This window comes from Mycoplasmopsis canis PG 14, assembly GCF_001553195.1.
Classification (GTDB): Bacteria; Bacillota_I; Bacilli_A; order Mycoplasmatales; family Metamycoplasmataceae; genus Mycoplasmopsis; species Mycoplasmopsis canis.
In genome coordinates this window covers 378,358-398,301 of the sequence record NZ_CP014281.1, presented here as the reverse complement: position 1 = coordinate 398,301, position 19,944 = coordinate 378,358, and the positions used below count along the sequence as shown (strand labels likewise).

General features: G+C 27.9%; 19 protein-coding genes and 5 tRNA genes. 7 read left to right on the top strand and 17 right to left on the bottom strand.

The annotated features are described in order from the left end of the window. Positions 1–74: 74 nt before the first annotated feature. Together AXW82_RS01470 and AXW82_RS01465 are read left to right on the top strand one after the other, a co-directional pair. Positions 75–1,358, top strand: a complete 1,284-nt coding sequence (locus tag AXW82_RS01470; protein WP_004794682.1) for a YitT family protein — start codon at positions 75–77, stop codon at positions 1,356–1,358. 67 nt (positions 1,359–1,425) lie between these two features. Beyond that, positions 1,426–1,665, top strand: coding sequence for a hypothetical protein (locus AXW82_RS01465; protein WP_004794685.1), 240 nt, complete (start codon positions 1,426–1,428; stop codon positions 1,663–1,665). Positions 1,666–1,687: 22 nt separating this feature from the next. On the opposite strand, the gene ptsP is transcribed toward AXW82_RS01465, so the two are convergent. The 4 genes from ptsP to AXW82_RS01445 all read right to left on the bottom strand — a co-directional run bounded on the left by ptsP (position 1,688) and on the right by AXW82_RS01445 (position 6,181). Next, a complete protein-coding gene (gene ptsP, locus AXW82_RS01460) occupies positions 1,688–3,388 on the bottom strand; it encodes a phosphoenolpyruvate--protein phosphotransferase (RefSeq protein WP_004794686.1) in 1,701 nt (566 codons plus the stop codon). Positions 3,389–3,497: 109 nt separating this feature from the next. Continuing rightward, on the bottom strand, positions 3,498–4,226 hold the full coding sequence (nagB, locus tag AXW82_RS01455) for a glucosamine-6-phosphate deaminase (RefSeq protein WP_004794689.1): 729 nt from the start codon (positions 4,224–4,226) through the stop codon (positions 3,498–3,500). A 1-nt stretch (position 4,227) separates the two neighbouring features. Next, positions 4,228–5,337, bottom strand: coding sequence for an N-acetylglucosamine-6-phosphate deacetylase (nagA, locus tag AXW82_RS01450; RefSeq protein WP_004794691.1), 1,110 nt, complete (start codon positions 5,335–5,337; stop codon positions 4,228–4,230). Continuing rightward, complete coding sequence (locus AXW82_RS01445; protein ID WP_004794693.1) at positions 5,321–6,181, bottom strand: N-acetylmuramic acid 6-phosphate etherase; 861 nt, start codon at positions 6,179–6,181, stop codon at positions 5,321–5,323. Before AXW82_RS01445 ends, nagA begins: the two co-directional genes overlap by 17 nt. A gap of 198 nt (positions 6,182–6,379) precedes the next feature. Here AXW82_RS01445 and AXW82_RS01440 point away from each other — a divergent pair, with 198 nt between their 5' ends. Both AXW82_RS01440 and AXW82_RS01435 read left to right on the top strand, forming a co-directional pair. Next, positions 6,380–6,685 (top strand): hypothetical protein, encoded by a 306-nt coding sequence (locus AXW82_RS01440; RefSeq protein ID WP_237076670.1) that lies wholly within the window; start codon positions 6,380–6,382, stop codon positions 6,683–6,685. Next, positions 6,685–8,382 (top strand): PTS transporter subunit EIIC, encoded by a 1,698-nt coding sequence (locus tag AXW82_RS01435; protein ID WP_004794697.1) that lies wholly within the window; start codon positions 6,685–6,687, stop codon positions 8,380–8,382. The genes AXW82_RS01440 and AXW82_RS01435 overlap by 1 nt, the downstream gene beginning before the upstream one ends. Before the next feature lie 32 nt (positions 8,383–8,414). On the opposite strand, the gene AXW82_RS01430 is transcribed toward AXW82_RS01435, so the two are convergent. Continuing rightward, entirely contained in the window at positions 8,415–9,131 is a 717-nt protein-coding gene (locus tag AXW82_RS01430) for a pseudouridine synthase (protein WP_004794698.1), read from the bottom strand. Between the two features lie 81 nt (positions 9,132–9,212). Between AXW82_RS01430 and AXW82_RS01425 the strand changes: the two genes are divergently transcribed. After that, entirely contained in the window at positions 9,213–9,659 is a 447-nt protein-coding gene (locus AXW82_RS01425) for an RpiB/LacA/LacB family sugar-phosphate isomerase (RefSeq protein ID WP_004794700.1), read from the top strand. Positions 9,660–9,661: 2 nt separating this feature from the next. After that, positions 9,662–9,889 carry a DUF2188 domain-containing protein gene (locus AXW82_RS01420; protein WP_004794702.1) on the top strand — a complete coding sequence of 76 codons (228 nt, stop codon included), beginning with the start codon at positions 9,662–9,664 and terminating at the stop codon, positions 9,887–9,889. A gap of 51 nt (positions 9,890–9,940) precedes the next feature. Here the strand turns inward: AXW82_RS01420 and AXW82_RS01415 are convergent, their stop codons facing one another. The 3 genes from AXW82_RS01415 to AXW82_RS01405 form a co-directional block, all read right to left on the bottom strand. Next, positions 9,941–10,813 (bottom strand): MAGa7180 family putative nuclease, encoded by an 873-nt coding sequence (locus AXW82_RS01415; protein ID WP_004794703.1) that lies wholly within the window; start codon positions 10,811–10,813, stop codon positions 9,941–9,943. Next, entirely contained in the window at positions 10,797–11,453 is a 657-nt protein-coding gene (locus AXW82_RS01410) for a hypothetical protein (protein ID WP_004794705.1), read from the bottom strand. The genes AXW82_RS01415 and AXW82_RS01410 overlap by 17 nt, the downstream gene beginning before the upstream one ends. Positions 11,454–11,613: 160 nt before the next feature. Further along, complete coding sequence (locus tag AXW82_RS01405) at positions 11,614–12,459, bottom strand: PTS glucose transporter subunit IIA (RefSeq protein WP_004794707.1); 846 nt, start codon at positions 12,457–12,459, stop codon at positions 11,614–11,616. Between the two features lie 143 nt (positions 12,460–12,602). On the opposite strand from AXW82_RS01405, the gene AXW82_RS01400 reads away from it, so the two are divergent. Then, positions 12,603–13,325: an MAG0110 family membrane protein gene (locus AXW82_RS01400; protein ID WP_044084302.1), complete on the top strand. Its 723-nt coding sequence runs from the start codon at positions 12,603–12,605 to the stop codon at positions 13,323–13,325. A 446-nt stretch (positions 13,326–13,771) separates the two neighbouring features. On the opposite strand, the gene AXW82_RS01395 is transcribed toward AXW82_RS01400, so the two are convergent. From AXW82_RS01395 to lepA, 9 genes are all read right to left on the bottom strand, one after another. Further along, a tRNA-Leu gene (locus AXW82_RS01395) sits at positions 13,772–13,856 on the bottom strand. Between the two features lie 37 nt (positions 13,857–13,893). Continuing rightward, a tRNA-Thr gene (locus tag AXW82_RS01390) sits at positions 13,894–13,969 on the bottom strand. 1 nt (position 13,970) lies between these two features. After that, positions 13,971–14,046: transfer RNA gene (locus AXW82_RS01385), tRNA-Val, on the bottom strand. Between the two features lie 5 nt (positions 14,047–14,051). After that, a tRNA-Glu gene (locus AXW82_RS01380) sits at positions 14,052–14,127 on the bottom strand. A 7-nt stretch (positions 14,128–14,134) separates the two neighbouring features. After that, a tRNA-Asn gene (locus tag AXW82_RS01375) sits at positions 14,135–14,209 on the bottom strand. Between the two features lie 148 nt (positions 14,210–14,357). After that, the gene (locus AXW82_RS01370) at positions 14,358–15,239 is read right to left on the bottom strand and encodes a MurR/RpiR family transcriptional regulator (protein ID WP_004794709.1); all 882 of its coding nucleotides are present in this window, start codon (positions 15,237–15,239) and stop codon (positions 14,358–14,360) included. 73 nt (positions 15,240–15,312) lie between these two features. After that, positions 15,313–16,134, bottom strand: coding sequence for a hypothetical protein (locus AXW82_RS01365; protein ID WP_004794710.1), 822 nt, complete (start codon positions 16,132–16,134; stop codon positions 15,313–15,315). Positions 16,135–16,190: 56 nt separating this feature from the next. Beyond that, complete coding sequence (locus tag AXW82_RS01360) at positions 16,191–18,098, bottom strand: M13 family metallopeptidase (protein ID WP_004794713.1); 1,908 nt, start codon at positions 18,096–18,098, stop codon at positions 16,191–16,193. A gap of 9 nt (positions 18,099–18,107) precedes the next feature. Then, entirely contained in the window at positions 18,108–19,916 is a 1,809-nt protein-coding gene (gene lepA / locus AXW82_RS01355) for a translation elongation factor 4 (protein ID WP_004794716.1), read from the bottom strand. Positions 19,917–19,944: the final 28 nt, after the last annotated feature.

The following is a 19,944-nucleotide window of genomic DNA, read 5'->3' as shown; positions in this document are numbered from 1 at the left end:
CTAAGTATTTTATTGATACTTAGCTAATTTTCTTACTTTAAAAAATAAAAAATAGTATAAAATATTAATCAATTATGAAATCACATAAAAACTTAAAAAATACTATTAAAGATGCTTGTTGTAAAGCTCTTAAAATTAAAAAAAACGATGTTTCAAAGAATGATGAAGTAGTTGATCCAGAAATACATTTAAATTCAATTGATGTTGAAGTACATAAATTGAAATATAAAATGGGACAATACTTGTATAATTCTAAGTCTGAAAAAATTTCATTTAAGCTTTTCTTCAAGAGGTATTGATTTAAAGTAATAATTTTATTTTTAGCAGCAACTATTTTTAATGCAGGTATTCAAATATTTTTAAAAAGTGCAGAAACCATCCCGTCTGGAGTAACAGGTATTCCAACATTGATACAATATGCAGTCCCTTCAACTGAACCATACTTTGCCTTAATTTATTTAGGATGTAATGTGCCACTATTTTTAATATTTGGACGCCACATAAAGAGAAGTTTTGTATTTTTAACTATTATTTTTATGATATTTCAGATTGTCACAAATTTCTTTTTCACTCAAGAAAAAATAGTTCATTGATTTCATCAAAATATTAAATTAACTCAGAGATATGAGTCTTATACTGATTGAAGTAGCTTAATATATACTGCAATTGGTGCTTCATTAATTGGTGTTGGTATAGCAATGTCATGAAAAGTTGGAGGATCAACAGGTGGAACTGATATTATTGGTTATTATTTTTCTACTAGATCAAAGAAAAGTGTAGGTCAAGTTTTATCAGTTATTGGATTTGCTACTGCTATAATCTTTTTGATTATATTTGCTTTTGTTAAACCAAATTATTTAAAAGACGAACCGCTTTCAGTGGATGCAGTTCTTAAATTAAGTAAAAATGAATATGCAGAGTTGCATGATTATAAAGGTATTCAGCAAACATATGAAGAAGTCTCAAAGAGATACGAAATTCTTTTTCAAAACTACAAAGAATCAAGAATATATTTCGGAATGCGTGAAGTTAGTACATTCTTTTATATAATTGTTGTTAATTTAGTTATTAACTTGTTGTATCCAAAGTACAAAAAAGTTTCAATGACAATTGTAAGCACAAACCCTCAAAAAGTTTTAGCTTATTTTAAGTTAATTAATTATTGACATTCATATAGAATTGAAAGTTTTCAATCTGGATATACTGGTCAAGAAAATTTTAAAATAACTACCGTTATGTTATCTTTAGAAACCAATCATATTATTCAAGATTTAAAAATGATAGATCCTAAAATATGGATTTCAGTACAAAATGTTTCGAGAATTGTTGGTAGTTTTACAACAGATTTTGTGGAATAAACACTTAATTGTGTTTTTTTTATTAACTTTTCTATTTTTCTTATTTTTAAAATGAAAGGAGGAGAAAATGAGATTATCAGATCTTAGAAAAATTGAGAAAAGAAAATATTCAAGAATAACGACAGGATTTGGTATTACAGCTTTATTAACAAGTGTTCCCTTACTAATGAGTTCTCTAGCCAGTGTTGTAGGTTTCTTTAAGGTTACTTTTTCAACTAACGGAGAAATTAAAGATAAGTTAACAACCTTTAAGTGAGATAATTCGAAAAAGCAGGACCTATCTGATTCAAAATTTAACATATATTAAAAAAAGTTGGGAAACCAACTTTTTATAATTCTTTTTTCAATAATTCTAGAACTTCTTCCATTGTACTCAGTTCGATTGCTTTTTCGGCTAAAGATTTCATTTTTTTATATTCTAAAGAATTAACTAACTCTCTTGTTGCTAAAATATTACTTGCACTCATTGAAAATTCATCTAAACCAAGACCAATTAATAATGGTACTGCTCTTTTATCGCCTGCCATTTCACCACACATTCCTGCTCATTTACCGTGTTTGTGCGCCCCGTCTATAACATGTTTTATTAATCTTAAAATAGATGGATTTAATGGTTGATATAAGTAAGAAATATTTTCATTCATTCTATCAGCTGCCATTGAATATTGGATTAAGTCATTAGTACCGATTGAAACAAAATCAGCATGCTCTGAAAACTTATCGGACAAAATAGCTGCTGCAGGAGTTTCCATCATTAAGCCAACTTCGATATCTTCAATTGGTTTAATATTCTTATTAATTTTGTACACTTCATTATATGCTTCTATAAAGATTTTTTTAGCATCTAAAAATTCTTTGACATTTGTGATCATAGGAAACATAATTGCAACTTTACCAAATTCACTAGATCTTACCAATGCTCTTAATTGGGTTTTGAATATATCTGGATTTTGTAAGCAAAATCTAATAGCTCTATATCCTAAGAAAGGATTCATTTCTTCTGGGAATTTGAAATATTTTAGTGTTTTATCACCACCAATATCTAATGTTCTAATAACCACCCTTTTACCATTCATTCCTTTGACAACTGTTTTGTAAGCTTCGAATTGTTCATCTTCAGTTGGTCAATGATCGTTGTCCATGTAAAGAAATTCAGATCTAAATAGTCCAATGCCCTCACCATCATTTTCTATAACAGAAAATAAATCTTTAGGAGTTCCGATATTTGCTGCTAACTCTACGTGGTGATTATCTAATGTTTTGCTTTCTTTACCTTTTAATGATTTTAACATTTTTAGATAATTTAAGTACTTTTCTCTTTCGATTAAATATCTTTCTTGTTCTTCTTTGTTAGGATTTATAATAACTTCACCTTTTGAACCATCCAAAGCTACTAGGTCTCCGGATTTTGAATTATTCATAATTCCATTTGCTCCCACAACTGAAGGTATGCCTAAGCTTCTTGCCATAATGGCTGTATGCGAAGTTGGACCACCGATATTAGTTGCAAAACCTTTTACAAATTGTTTATTTAATTGAACAGTTTGAGAAGGACTTAAGTCCTCTGCGACAATAATCACTTCTTCAGAAATATTAGCTAAATCAGGTTCTTCTAGTCCGTTTAAAATATATAATAATTTTTTTAATACATCTTTAATATCTGCGGCTCTTTCTTTTAGATATGGATCATCTAATGCCGCAAATGTTTCTGCAAAACCTGTATAGAATTCTTTAACAGCAAATTCGGCTGTTTCTGAATTATTTTTTATATTTGATTCAATTGTTTCTATTGCAAATGGATCAAGAACAAATCCTATATGCGCATCAAAGATAGTTGCATGTTCTGGGTCTTTAGCGAGCTTTTTGGTTTTTTCTATTTTATCTACAACTCTACTTCTTGCTGAAGAATAAAGATTTAATTCACCCTCCACATTATTTGTTTTTTGTGTTACATCAACTGGGAGTTCTTCAATTTTAAAAATTTTAGCAATTGCTACACCTTTTGAAGCTCCGATTCCTTTTATTATCATATTTACCTCTTTTGGTTTAATTTTATATAATTTTGATTAATATTTTCTGTTTAGGCTATTTTTTTAGAAAAAAACATGCAAACAATTCCACATGTTTATTAGTAGTAAATTATTTTATTATTTTTTTAGCAGCATATTCATCAATGATTAATGTAACATCATTGTGTAATCTCAAGAAACTAGAAGGGGTTTTCGGGTCAATTTGAGCATAGATTGTATCGTATATAGCTTGCGCTTTTGAATCTCCATCAGCTAATAAAATTATTTTTTTAGCTTCTAAAATTGTTTTAATCCCCATAGATATAGCTGTTTTAGGTACATCATTTTCATTTTTAAAGTATATTTTATTTGAGTTAATTGTGCTTTGCGTTAATTTAACTTCTCTTGTTCTTTCTGTTAGTAGAGATCCAGGTTCATTGAATGCTATGTGTGCATTTGTACCAATACCAAGTATCATTAAATCAATTCCGCCTTTATTTCTAATTAGTTGTTCATAATCTTGGGCATTTTTTACTATATTACCATTTCCATTTGGTAAATTAATATTGTCTTTTTTTATGTCGATATGATTAAAAAGTGTTTCATGCATAAAATAGTGATATGAACATTCATTTTCTCTAGGAATACCTACATACTCATCTAAATTAAAAGATGTTACTTTTGCAAATGATAATTCTCCATTTTTGTGCATTTGAATTAAATTTTTATATGTATTTATAGGAGAATTTCCTGTTGCAAAACAAATTTTTAAATCTGGTTTTTTAAGAATTTCTTCTTTAATTAATTGAGCAGCAAATTCTGCTTCTCTTTCTTTTGTTGGTTTTATTAATACTCTCATTTTATCTTACCTTTTTTCCGTCTACATAGACTGTCTTAATTTTTAAACTTTTTGGATTCATCAAAACAATATCAGCAAAATAGTTTTCTTTTAATTGACCTATTTTATTGTGTCCTAAATGTTTTGCGGCATTATATGAAGTAATTTTAACAGCATCATTTAATGAGTATCCTATTTTTACTAAATTAACAAATGAATCATGAATGACAATTCCTGAACCAGCAATTGTGTTTGTTCCTACTAGGGTAATTAATTTACCTTTTTTAAATACCTTAGTATCTCCCGAAATATTTTCTCCATCCATATAATATGCAGGCTTTATAGCATCAGACACAGCAATTACTTTATCAACAGTTTTGTTTTTTATTGTAAAGTGAATAGTCTCTTTGGATGAATGAACTAAATCGATAATAACTTCTGTATAAACATTATCATTCGCTAAAGCAGCTTGAGCTAGCCCTGGATTTCTTGAATCAACACCAGACATAGCATTTCAAAGGTGGCAAACCATATTACATCCTCTATCAAAAAAATCTTGTGAAATTTTATAAGATGCATCAGTATGTCCAATAGAACCAATTATCTTTCATTGATCTTTTAAATAGTCAAATGTTTTTAAAGACATCATTTTAGGATCAAATGATATTTTCTTTAAATTGAAGTTACTTGCTTTAACTAACTGATGAATTTTAGATTTATTAGCCTTTAGTAAATACTCGGGTTTATGCGCTCCTTTTTTTGCTAATCCGATAAATGGACCTTCTATGTGAAATCCAAGATTTCTTGAATATCAAACTTTGTTCTCTGACATATTAGAAAGTGAAGAAAGGATGTTTTTTCATGAATTAGTCATTGCAGTAGGCATAAATGATGTCGTACCATTTTTTGCTAACTGATAGGAAATAATTTCAAGAGCTTTAGAACCCTCCATAACATCGTAATTATATAAGCCGTGTATATGTGTGTCAATAAAGCCTGGTACTGCAATCCTCGTTCCTTCACCACTTTTTTTAATAATGCTTTTTATATAATTATTTTCGATAATAATATCAGCATTATTTATAGTTTCGTCATGATTTACAATCTTTACATTACTAATTATCGTTTCCATTTTCTAATGCCTCTCTTAAGTTGTTTTTGTGCTTGTCTAGTAAAATTTTTGCTTTTTTAATATCTAAATTGTATTTTATCATGATGCAAGCTAATTTAATATTTCTTTGGGATTCTTCATATGCTTGTTGTGCCTTATGTAATGAACAGCCCATTATTGTAGAAATTATATCAATACTCCTTTGAACTAATTTTTCATTAATTGGAGTAACATCTATCATTAAATTATTGAATACTTTATTATTTTTTATTGCAGCAATTGATGAAAACATATTCAATATGATTTTTTGTGCTGTAGCAGATTTTAAGCGAGTAGATCCCTCTATAATCTCTTGTCCGGTATCTATAAAAATAATTAAATCGCTTAAATTTTCACACCTACCACCTTGTTTATTTTCGATTAAAATATTTTTTGCCCCCATTTTTCTTGAGTAATCAAAAAAACCTGCAACATATTTGGTATTACCTGAAGCAGATAATCCAACAACAATATCTTTTTCGCTAATTTTATTTTTTTTAGCATCTGCAACGCCTAATTCGTAATCATCTTCAAATCCTTCTAATGAATCTAAAACTGCCGGTTCACCACCTGCCATAGAATATAAGAATCAATTTCTTTCATTAAAAGTAGGAATAACATCTAATGCATCAACAAGACCAATTCTTCCGCTAGAACCTGCTCCTACATAAATTATTTTTCCACCATTTTTTATAGAATTAGAAATGATTTTTGTTGCTTTTTCAAGATTTTTTTTAGCCTTAGTGATTGCCAAATAAACATCGGCTGTTGATTCAGAAAAAATATCAACCAAATCTTTTATTTCTAATTTATCTAAATTATCCATTTTGCCTCTTTCACAGTTTAAATTTTAATATTCAATTAACTCAATTAAATAGATTGAATTATTAATTCTATTTATGAAAAGATTTTCATATATTTAAACTATTTTTGCGAATTAAAGTGAATGATTAATGCTTTTTTAACGGTATAAAATATAAAAAAGGTAATATTATATTGAGTGGTGAACCACTCTTTAATTAAAGTGAAAGGTTTAAAGATGTCTAAAATCAATGATTTTTTAAAAAAAATTCATAGTTTTCAATGAATCTATATAGGTTTATGGGCACTATGAGCTATTTTATTAATTACACTTGTTTTACTATCAACTTTATATAAAGCGCCGGCAGATGTTGATGGAAAAGCTTTCCATTCAAATGTTGTTGCATCAGTTGCTTTATTATTCTTGATTGTATTCTTTAGTGCAATTGTTTCAACAGTTGTTGTTCAATTATATCTTTCAAAGAAAGGTTTAAGACGTTCAATGGCTAGATCGGGAGGTAAAAAATAATGATGACAGCTACACATTCTCAACCACAACAAAGCTTTTTCAAGAGAATTATGCAGCTCCTATCAAAAGTAGGGTCTACATTAATGTTCCCAATCGCTATTTTGCCAGTTGCAGCTATTCTTTTAAGAATTGGGGCTGAAATCCCTACTGCAACAGCATTTGCAAGAGTAGTGCAAACTATTACAATTAAAGGTGGAGGTATCGTTTTTGATAACTTACACCTAATATTCGCAGTTGGTTTAGCTTTTGGATTTACAAAAGATAAACGTGGAGAGGCTGCGTTCGCAGGATTAATAGGTGTATTAATCACAACTTTCTTAGTTCCATTTTTAGTAAAAGAAATTTATGGATCAATTAACCTAGGAGAGGAAATTGTTGTTTTAAACGACAAAAAAGAAGTTGTTTCAAGAACATTAGGTTTTGAAGCGATATTTGGTGGTAAATTTAATGCTGTTTTAGGGCAAAACATTTTAACTTCTATTTTTGTCGGAGCATTAGTTGCTTGAATTTACAATAAAACAAATACAGTTGAATTACCTAAAGTATTAGGATTCTTCTCAGGAAAAAGATTAATTCCTGCTTTAACAATAATTGCTGCAACAGTATTTTCAATTGGATGAGCAATCATTTTCCCATGAGTTGCATATGTTATTTATGCAATTTCAAAAGCTCTATCAGATGCTACAGCTGTTGGAGAAACAGCTACAATTGGTACTAGATTTACTAGAGCATCAATTATGGGTGTTTACGGATTTATTAACCGTTTATTAATTCCTTTTGGTTTACACCACATTCCAAACAACTTATTCTGATTCCAATTAGGATCATGAGCTAAAGAAGGTGGTCAAGCAGGAGAAACAGTTAATGGAGATATTTTCATTTTCTTAAGTGGGGTTGCTAAAAATAACCCTGGTGGAATCTTCCAAGCTGGATTTTTCCCAATGATGATGTTTGGATTACCAGCATTAGTTGTAGCTTTTGCATATACTGCTGAAAGCAAAGAACAAAAAACAAAAGTAATTGCTTTATTTGGTTCAGCTGCTCTTGTTAGTTTCTTATCTGGTATTACAGAACCAATTGAATTTGCATTCTTATATGCATCACCACTTCTATACTTTGTTCATGCAGTCTTAACAGGAATATTTGCATTTATTACAGGTGCTTTTGGTATTCAATTAGGGTTTGGTTTCTCAGCTGGATTAATCGACTTCATTACATCAATTCCAAAATCAATGGCAATTATTAATGAGTCAGGATTCACAGGTGCTTCAAGAGTATTTGCTAACCCAGCATGAATTATTCCTATCGGAATTTTAACAGCTGCAACATACTTCTTTGTTGGAAAAATTTTAATTACAAAATTAAACTTAAGTACACCAGGTAGAGGTGCAGGTGTAATACTTCAAGAAGAAGGGCAAGAAGAATCACAAACAACTAGTTCATCTCAATTATCTGCAAAAGGAAAACAAATTGTTAAAGGATTTGGTGGGTGAGATAACATTGTTGAATACAATAATTGTTCAACAAGATTAAGATATGTTGTCAAAGATGGTTCAAAAGTAAATGAAGAAGAAATTAAAAAAGCAGGTGCATTTGGTCTTGCTAAAATGTCTGACACTTCATTCCAAGCAATTATTGGAGTTGAAGCAGAAAGTCTAAATAATGAAATTGTTTCACATATAGGTGAAGAATTATAATTAAAATATAATGCTAATAATAAAACAACAGCCTAGCGGTTGTTGTTTTTTAATAATTTTGATATTTCCTCTTTGGAATAAATTTTTATTTCACCAGGTTGCATTGAATTATCTAATTCTAAATCACCAAATTTGATTCTTTTTAATTGTTTCACATTATATCCGACTGAAGAAAACATATTTTTCACTTGATGAAACTTACCTTCAGTTATTGTTAAAAGTGCATTATTATGACTTTTTATTTCTAATTTTGCTGGTTTAGTTAAGTAATTAATATTAATAATCACACCTTTTGAAAAAATATTGATTAGTTCATTTCTTAAATTTTTATCAACAACTACATCATAAGTTTTTTCAACGTGCTTTCTAGGAGAAACTAAATTATGCGTGAATTCTCCATCATTAGTAATAATTAATAAACCTTCCGTATCTAAATCTAATCTACCTACTGTATGAAGATTTTTTAAATTTTTAATTTCATCAGGTAGTAATTCAAAAACCGTTTTGTGAAATTGGTCAATATTTGCACAAACATAACCTTTTGGTTTATTCATAACTATATAAATATCTTTATAATTTTTAATTATATTATTTTCAATAGTCACAATGTCAGAATCAATGATATCAACTATTTTTGTGACAACTTCACCATTAATAAATATTTTTTCCTCTTTTAATATTTTCTTTACTTGCGATCTAGAATAGTTTGTATTATTAGAAATAAATTTATCTAATCTTTGTTTATTCATGATAAAATTATAAAACTTTTTTATTACAATTTTAGTATAATTATAAAAGTTAAATAGTTAACAAATAAAATTAGGAGAAATATGAAGAAAAAAGTTATAGCATTTTCAAGTGATCATGCAGCATTTAATTTAAAAGAACAACTTATTGACTATGTTAAGTCATTAGGTTACGATGTTGTTGACTTAGGTCCTAAAACTGATGCAGTTTCAGTTAGTTACGCTGAACAAGGACATAAGCTAGCTAATTATATTAATGATGAAAAACCAGATTTCGGTATCGCAATGTGCGGAACTGGTCTAGGTATTTCATATGCATTAAATAGACATAAACACATTAGAGCAGCTAGAGTTGTTTCAGTCGAAGATGCACATTTAGCAAAGCAACATAATGATGCCAATGTTTTGGTATTTGGTGGACGTCAAGTTGAACTTGAAGAAGCTAAAAAAATGGTAGACGAATATATAAAAACAGAATTTGAAGGTGGACGTCACCAAGCAAGAATTGATCAATTAGATAATGAGGAATAAAAATGGAAGCAAAGAAAGAATTAAAAGCAGTTTGACATATTACAAAAGATAAAGAAAAAGATAAGTGAAGAGTTTATAGAGAAGGTGCTGAAAGAGCAACAATCTTATTTGACACTCAAAAAGAAGCTATTCCATATGCTAGAGATTTAGCTAAAAAGAATAGCGGAACTTTCTATATTCATGGTGAAAATGGGAAAATTCGTGACGGAAAAGGTTACAAAGAAAAATAATTAAAAAACTGGTTTGACCAGTTTTTTAATTATTAAATTATTTTACTAGATTTATGGCATAACATCTAAGTCAGCTTTGCCCATTGATTTTCATTTTTCTAATAAAGAAATCCATTCTTCTTCATTTGAACAAGCTAAATATTCCAAATCATCAGCGTTTATTGTTCTGTTAAATTTTGGTGATGTATCAGTAGATGTATATTTTTTATATCATTCTTTAACAAATTTTATATCATCAAGAACTTCTGAATCATTAACATTAAATGAATATAATTTCATTCTTCTTTCGTATAAGTTAACTAATTCAGGATTTAGATAATCATTGATATTATTCTCTTTATCATCCTTTAAAAAAGCTGCAACTATAGCATATTTATCGATTTTAGAATTTGTTTTTTTACTCATTAAATAAGCGTACAATTGAGCTTGTTTTCTATAAGAAGGATCAACACCTTCTCTTTCTCAAGTTTCATACTTTTTTTCACCAGCGGTTTTTATTTCAAGTATAACTTTCATGCTTGGTATATAACCATCAGGGACTCCGCTAATTACATCATCGATTCCTTGGAAGTAGTCATACCCAACTTCTGATGCAACAAAATTTTCTATTTCAATATTTTTATATTGTTGTCTTAATACATCGAAAATTTTAGGTTCCAATATAACCCCTGCATTAATATATTTTTTACTTAAAACTGGCATCTTAATTTTTGTAATATGACAATATGCCTTAAACTCACTTTTAAAGGGATCACCTTTTATTAGTATATCTCCGACCGAACTACCACCTATTTTTTTAAATCCTGTTCATTTACTAAAAGTTTGCAACTCTGAAAGGAATTCAGGTTTTAATTTAATTACTGAGTTTTCTCAATCAATTGTGTAATGAATATTGTTGTAATATTTTCTATTTACTTTTGTCATCTATTTTTATAAAGTTTTCAATAACGGTTTTAGCAACAATATCAACTGCTGGAAAGATTGCTTCTCAGTTTCTATCTATTAATGTATCTTGCGGAACTATATGGTTAAATGTAAAAGTCAATTTATCAAAACTAATTTCTGTAGAGTTGTCATCAACACCAGCTACAAATTTTTCTGCATCCATGAACTTTTCAATTCTTATTGATACAACCTTAATTTCTGAGTTTTCACCAGAATTATCGTTCAATATTTTTGCACTTCTTAAAAAGTAGTCTAATTCGTTAGGAAAACGCAAATCATCAATTAAATATAGACTGTTTTTGTTTTCTGATTGAGATACTTCAATTGTACTTTTGATTTTCTCAAAAACTTTACCACATCATATATTATTATCTATATTTCTTCCCACTTCACCCATGGCAATTCATAATGGTCTAACAACTTCCTTGTTTTGTCCATCTCATTTTAATTCGTTTAAAATAGGTTGAGTTATATCTTTGATTGGTTGAGCAAATGAAAGAATATGAACATTTCCTTTAAATTTATCAAAGCATTTTTCTTTGATAGCATTTGTTAATAAACCTTTACCACTTCTTCTTTTTCCATTAATTAAAACAATAATGTGTTTATTCTTTTTCATTATATATTTCCCTTTCGTATTTTTTGTTTATTTATTATATAAAAAGTTTATTTAAAAAATAGAAAAAAACAATTTTTGCAAATAATTTTCGATGCAAAAATTGTTTAAAACTACATATTAATAAGTTTCTAAAAATAAACATGAAAATTTTTCATATTCATTAATTTAGTTCAAATAATTTTTGTCCTTGAATCGCTTCTGTTGATCTATCTTTAATATTTTTTAAAGATGAAAAATTAGTAGTAGAAATAACGATGTGCTTATCGATATTTTCTGTTGTAAATCTTTTTAAATCTAAGTCAAACAATGTATCACCGGCTTTAACTTCTTCATTAAGTTTAACTCTTGATTCAATTCCTAATCCATCAAGTTTAAAACTATCTTGACCAAGTAGAATAACTAATTCAACACCTGAATTACTTCTAAAAATAAATTGATTTTTACTTGCTGGTAACATAGTTATTCTACCATCAAATGGAGCAATAACTTTTGATGTAGAGTTTTTATCATTTAATAAAATTGCAACTCCATTTCCAACAAGATTTTCTGAAAAAATACCATCATTTAATTCAGCAAAAGAAATCACTTTACCTGAAACAGGAGCTAAAACAGATTTGTTTGTTTCTGCTTGTACTTCCTTTGTGTTATTTTTTGTGTTTGTACTTGCTGATTTAATTTCTTCTGAAACAATAGTTCTTAATAAGTTAGAATATTTTTTAACCTCGAAATTTAATTCTTGAACTATTTCACCAAATTCTGCTTGAACATGTTTTGAACTCTCTAAGATCACAACTTTTTTAGCACCTAATTTTTTTAATTCATCAACATTAACAAGGTTAACGTTTTTTAAATCATATCTCAATTCCGAAACGCTGTTGTTAAAACCATTAATGTTATGAATTCCGCCAAAAGCTTCAACGATTTTAATTACATTTTGTGGAACTTCTTGACCACAAACACATCCAAAAAATTGTTTGCAGTTACATTCCTTATTTAAATTTGACATACTTAACTCCTGATTTAAATTTTTTTATAATTAATTTACTAAATTTTACCAAATATAACAATATATTGTTATAACTTTTTTATAAATTTAAATATGTTAAAAAGATGATTTTTATAAAAAATAAAAAATAATATAATTCTTGTATGGATTTAGAAATAAACTTTGAAAAAGAAAGGGTGAAAAAAGTTAACTTTTTCTGAGGAATAGTATTTAGTATTTTTGCTCTAGGTATTCTTTCGTTTTTTGGACTTCTTACAGGAGTTTTACATATAATTAAAGCTTATATGAATAGTAATAATGAAGGTATCATAAGGTGAACTTTGTTAGGGATATGATTTTTTGGAATGTTAGTTTTAACTTTTACAAAAGAGAAAACTAATTCTCCTCTGTGAGTTAATATATTTTTTCTTTTATTTACAATTCTTATTTGGGTAGCGTTTTTTGCGGCAATAGTCATTTTTACTTTATTTAGAAGAGTTAACATAGACCCAAATAGTCTACTGTTTATTGCCCTTATACCTGTGCTTATTATCGGTGTTGGAGGATTACTTTCTTTCTTTAATGTATTCAATATTGCTCGTTTGAGCGTTTTGATTAGTGCGATTTTAGTTATGGTGTTCATTACGATATTAATTTCAATTTTTGTTTATTCAGCTTATTTTTGAGTATTGATATTAGAAGTTGTATTGTTTGGTTTGATAACTATCTTTACATTTAAAAGACTTAAAAAAGATACTGAAAATATATATTTTTCAGATATTAGCGAAATAATTTCTAGAGGAATTTACTACGGAACTGAATTCCTTAAAATTTATTTTAATTTGTTATTTATTATTTTTAAAATTTTTGGAGGTTCTAGAAAATAAGAAAAACACTAGTTATATTTGACTAGTGTTTTTTATATATAATGCAAAAAATATAATATAAATGTTATTAAATGCAAAAATTTATACATTTTTAATTTATTAAATTATTTAAACCAGAGATGTAAGAAAAAAAGAAAAGGTAATTAACATTGTGTAAATGAAATTAGTTGTAAGAAGGAGAGAAAAATAAATTTACACTAAAATAAAAAAGATTTCTTTTAGAAAAAGTCCCTTGTCAGGACTTTATTATATATGAATTTTTGAACTATTAACAATATATAAGGGGTATATTGTTTAAATTATAAATTTAAATAAAATAGCGTTTAAATAATAACAAATATGAACAAACATATAAAATATTTGCATTATGTTTAGAGATTTTTAAGGGGTTAAATCTCTAAGGATATAAATAAAATAAAAATGTTTAAAAAATAAAATTAAAAAAGTGGTGCGCGAAGAGGGACTCGAACCCTCATACCGTAAGGCACTAGAGCCTAAATCTAGCGTGTCTGCCAATTTCACCATTCGCGCTCTAACTGCGATTTTTCAATAAAAAAAGCACACAATATGGTGCCGTCTATAGGACTCGAACCTACGACCTACTGATTACAAGTCAGTTGCTCTACCAACTGAGCTAAGACGGCGTGGTGGAAGATAAGGGACTCGAACCCATGACATTCGCCTTGTAAGGGCGACGCTCTCCCAGCTGAGCTAATCTTCCATAAATGGCAGTCTGTACGGGGATCGAACCCGTGCGTGCATGGATGAAAACCATGTGTGTTAACCGCTTCACCAACAGACCAAAATAATGGCGCCGATTATTGGGATTGAACCAATGACCAACTGGTTAACAGCCAGCTGCTCTACCGCTGAGCTAAATCGGCATTATCATATCTTGTGCTTGAATATTATAACATTATATTTTTTTTGTCAAAATATTTTTTATATTTTTTTATCTTAACTTTTTATATATTGCTATTGCTTTTTAAAAGCAAGATTATTATAGCACAAAATATTTTTAAACAAAACAATTTAATCTTTATCTGGAATTAAATTGTTTCAATCTTCAACAAGGTTTTTTATATTTTCGAAAATAGTTTTATTTTTATCGATTTTATAAGATAAAAAAGAAAATATAATATCAGCAACAAGAAATGCGGAAACTTTTGACCCAATTGTCCCAATTCTGTAATTTTGATTAATACTATCAATTAAAAGAATATTTTTGTTATATTTTGAAATATTTTGATTTTTAGTTCAGACAGAGTAAATAATATCATTAGATTCTAAGTAATTTAGAATTTTTTTTATTTCTAAAGTTTTACATGTCTTTGAAATAACTGTTACATGCATTTTTTCTTTCATTATTTGACTAAAAGAGAAAAAATCATGAACATCATCTAGAAAAATTGCGTTAAATCCAATTTTTCTTAGATTATTAGCAAAATATTTTGCAACAAGAGCAGATTCTCCTATACCAAAAATAATATTAACTCTTCTGTGTTTTAATAATGTTTCAATATAAATATTTAATTCTTTATGTGATCTTATTCATTCTATTGTTTTTTCGACGGCAAATAAATAATGAGATCTTATATTTGAAATAACATCATCCAATGATAAATCTTTATTTTCTATAAGTGTTAATTCATAATCTTTTTTATGTTGAAATCTTTTAGATACATAAATTTGCAGCTCATTAAATGTAGAGAAGTCAAGAGCTTTTGAAAATCTTGAAATTGAAGCTTGACTTACATTTAATGCTTTCGACAAGGAAATGGTATTATGAGACAAAAATTCTTCCGTTTGATTTTCTATCATATCAATTAAAAAAGCGTTTGTTGAACCTTTTTTTGGAATTTTCTTTAATTTATCAATCATTTCTTTTTCTAAAATTTGATTTCTTGCTTTCATATGGATATATATTATACATTTTTACTAATCTATATATTAAAAAAACAATTTGTGGAAGTTTTTTCACAAATTGTTATATTTTAGATAATAATATAAGTTTGTTATATATTCTTTCTCAATTCTTTTCTTTCATTAGATTTTCGATAATATCATCAATGTCTTTTTCGGTAGGCATTATTATTCCTCTATCTTTTAGTGTTTGGTTAGTATTTAAAAAGTTTTGTTCAAATAATGTTGTCTTTTCCTTGATAAAAATCTTAATTTCATTAAGAATGTCTGCATGTCTTTTGTTTATATCGGAGTTTTCATGTTTCAACTTTAAAGTTGTTTGAAGTTTTTTATGAAGTTCTGAAGCATCAAAATCTGGTGTTGAGCTAAAAAACGAATCACTTAATAACTCCCTTGTTTCAACATTTGATAAAGCAATAAAGAAGTAATATAAATCAAACTCTTTTTCAAAGTTATCAGAAATGATTAAATCTAAACCAAGAGCTCTTAAATAAACAATTAAAAAAGTTAAATAAAATCTTTTATTTGATTTAACTAATCTAGGATTTTGTAAAAGAGAATAAAAAACTTTTGAAATGAATTCTTCAATATTCTCGAATTGTTCGAATTCAAAAACACTTCTTAATTTATCTTCAAATTTGTTTAGTTTATCAAGATACTCAAAATCTTTTTTATTCACTTTTTCTCATTTAGTTCTTTTTAAGTAATAAATAGTTCTATCTATAACTGTTTTAGTAAATTTAAAAACTTGAAATAAATTGTTTTCTAAATCTAGTCTTTCAATTCTTATATCTGCATTTTTTAAATCAATATTATTTTTATTATGTATATTAAGGAAAATATCGGAATTTTCATGTTTAAATAAGTATACTTTGATGTTTTTCATTTTTTAATTATACTCTTTTTTAGAAAAGAATAAAAAAATGACTAAAAAAGCCATTTTTATCAAATTTTTACTCTTTTTTCTGGAGCTACATACATTTTATTGTTCTCATTGATATCATAAAATTTAGCAAATTCTTCACTATTGGCTAATATAACGTTAGCACGAATTTCTGCTGGAGAATGAACATCTGTCTCTAGCCTTCTTTTAGCAGCGCCTTCTTTATATATAGAACGTCATATTGTTGCTCATGATTTAAAGAATTCTTCAATTGAATAATCTTTTTCTAAGGCAGCTGACTCTAAAGCGCAGGCAAAACCTCCTAAGTCAGCGATATTTTCTGAAACTGTAAGAGTTCCATTTACTTTACCGTATTTTGTTTCTCTTCCATCAAATAATTCAATCGCTGCCTTTGTTCTTGACTTGAACTCTTCTCTATCTTGATCAGTTCATCAATTATTTAGTGAACCTTTTTCATCGAATTGAGAACCATTATTATCGAATCCGTGTGATATTTCATGAGCAATAACTGCACCAATACCTCCATAATTTGCTGATGAAGATCTATCTAAACTATAAAAAGGTCATGATAGTATTGCGGCAGGGAAAACAATATGGTTTTTCAACGGACTATAATATGCATTTATTGTTGCAGGCGACATACTTCAGTATCTTTTGTCCTCGCTTTTTAAATATAAAGAAAGCTTGTATTCACCCATTATTTTTGAAAACTTTTTAACGTTTTCAAAAATATTTCCGCCTTCTTCATAAGTTTTAACCTTAAACTCGCTATAGTATGGTCTGATTATTTCTGGATAACCTACCATAATTTCCATTTTTGATAGTTTTTGAATCGCTTTTTTAATTGTTTCTTTTGACAATCAAGTATTAGCTTCTAAACGTTTTTTGTATATATCTATCATGCTTCAAACCATGTGTTCTACATCTTTTTTAGCTTCCTCGCCAAAAAATGTTCTAGCATAATACATACCAAGAGGCATACCGAAATATGAATTGGTTTTATCGAATGCAAAATCTTCTAAACTTCTTGATTTATCAATAGAATATAAAGCTTTTTTAAATTCATTCGCTTTTAATCTTATTTTTTCGCTTAAGTGACTAGATACACTTAATAAATTGAAAATAAACATGTGAGCTTTAAAAGATTCAAATCTAGATTCATCAAAAATATTGTCAAAATTATTGAAGAAATTAATATTTACAACTGATCCTTCTTGAACTTCTTGTTTGAAGATTGAATCAACTATCTTGAATAAATTATATTTTGATGAAAACTTGGAGATATTCTCTCTTTTTTGCAAATTATATAAAGAAACAAAGTTAGCTTGTTCAACAGAACTTAATAAAAAATCTTTGTAAAATAAATCATATTCAACGGCTTTAGATACTAAATCACTAGCTTCATCTTTTGTTTTTCCATAGTCTATTAAAAGATCAAACACCATCTTTTTTCAAGCTTCAATTAATCTATTAGATTCCTTTTCATCTGCGTAAGTTTCCTTTGCAGGTAAAATACTTGATGTTGAATTTGATATTCATAAAATCTTTTTTGAATTATCAATAAAATCTTCAAATATATCAATATCAAAAGGTAAATCAGAATAATTCATTCAAAAATCTCTATCTAATTCAAATAATTGTTTGAAAGAACTAATTTCTTCAATTTTGCTTAAAAAATTTCTTACAGGGCTTCAACCTAATTCTTCTCTTTTATCATTATCTATAACCATTGAGTAGAATTTGATATATTCATGCATAAATTTGTCTTCAGGGAGTGACTTTGGATTTTTGTATCAATTATTTATCGTTTCTTTTAAAAGTTTTTCTAATTTAATATCCATTTCAACAAAAGATCCAATCGATGATCTGTCTTCAGGGATTTTTGCTTCTTTTAGTCATTCATGATTGATGTGTTCAAAATAATTCTCTTTTAAACTTGGTTTCATTTTTAACTCCTATTTCTTTGTGTCAATATTTGTTTTAAGAATTGATAAGAATGCTTCTTGCGGAACTTCTATACTTCCTAGTTTTTTCATTCTTTTCTTTCCTTCTTTTTGTTTTTTAAGTAGTTTTTGTCTTCTTGTTACATCACCACCATAAAGTTTAGCTGTAACATCCTTACGATAAGCCTTGATTGTTTCTCTGGCAATTATTTTTCCGCCAATTGTTGCTTGAACAGGTACTTCAAAGTTTTGTCTAGGGATTGCTTCTTTAAGTTTTTGACATAGCTCTCTTGCGTTTTCGTACGCTCTTTCTCTATGGGTTATCATCGAAAAGGCATCAACCTTATCTCCATTTAATAAGATATCAACCTTGACTAAATCACTTTCTCTGTAACCTAATCATTCATATTCAAAACTTGCATAACCTTTTGTTGTAGATTTAAGCCTATCAAAAAAGTCGAAAATTGTTTCTGCTAAAGGTAACTCATAAACAACAGAACTTCTTTTCGAGTCTATCATTTCTAGCGATTTATAAATACCTCTTTTATTTTGACATAATTCCATAACATTACCAATATATTCGTTAGGTATAAATATGTGCGCTTCTACATATGGCTCTTCAATTTTATCTATAAATGTTCTATCTGGAAGTAATGTAGGGTTTGCTATCATTTCTACTTCACCATTTGTCATTGTTACTTTATATTCAACACTAGGGCTTGTTGCTATGATTCCTACTTTATATTCACGATCTAATCTTTCTTGAAGGATTTCCATGTGTAAAAGACCCAAGAACCCAACTCTAAATCCGAATCCTAAAGCTTTTGATGTTTCTTGTTCCCATGTTATTGATGAGTCGCTTAAAGAAATTTTTTCTAAGCTTTCTTTTAGTAATGAGTAATCTCTTGTATCTACAGGGTAAAAACCAGTAAAAACAACTGGTTTCATTTTTTTGTAACCAGGCAACGCTTCCTTTGTAGGTCTTTCTATTAAGGTTATTGTATCTCCAACGTTAACTTCTTTTGCATCTCTAATTGCGGCAGAAACTCACCCAACTTCACCAGCTGATAAATAATCTTTTTTTGATTCATGAGGATTTCTAACCCCTAAATCAATTACATGGTATGAGTTTTCTTCATCAGTTCTAGACATAAATTTGAATTTATCACCAGTTTTTAATTTTCCTTCAAAAATACGCACCAACATAACAACCCCTCTATAAGGATCAAAGTAGCTATCAAATATTAATGCTTTTAAAGGTTTTTCGTCATCTGCATTAACTGGGCTAGGAATATATTCAACTATGGCATCTAATAATTTATCAACACCAAGACCAGTTTTTGCAGAAACTAATACGGCATTTTCGGTAGAGATACCGATAACATCTTCTATTTCTTTTTTCACTTCTTCTACATTTGCACTAGGTAAATCTATTTTATTTATAACCGGAATAATTTCTAAATTATTTTCTAGCGCTAAATAAACATTAGCTAAAGTTTGCGCTTCAATACCTTGTGTAGCATCAACAATTAACAATGCTCCTTCTGAGGCAGCTAAAGATCTTGAAACTTCATATGTAAAATCAACATGACCTGGTGTATCAATTAAATGAAAAATATAATCTTTATATTTAATTTGAACAGCATTTAATTTTATTGTTATACCACGTTCTTTTTCAAGATCCATTGAATCTAGAAATTGATCAGTTAAATCCCTATTGCTAACAGTATTTGTCATTTCTAAAATTCTATCTGCTAAGGTGCTTTTTCCATGATCAATGTGTGCTATTATTGAAAAGTTTTTAATTTTTGATTTATTCATAATTGATTTAAATTATATAAAAAAATAT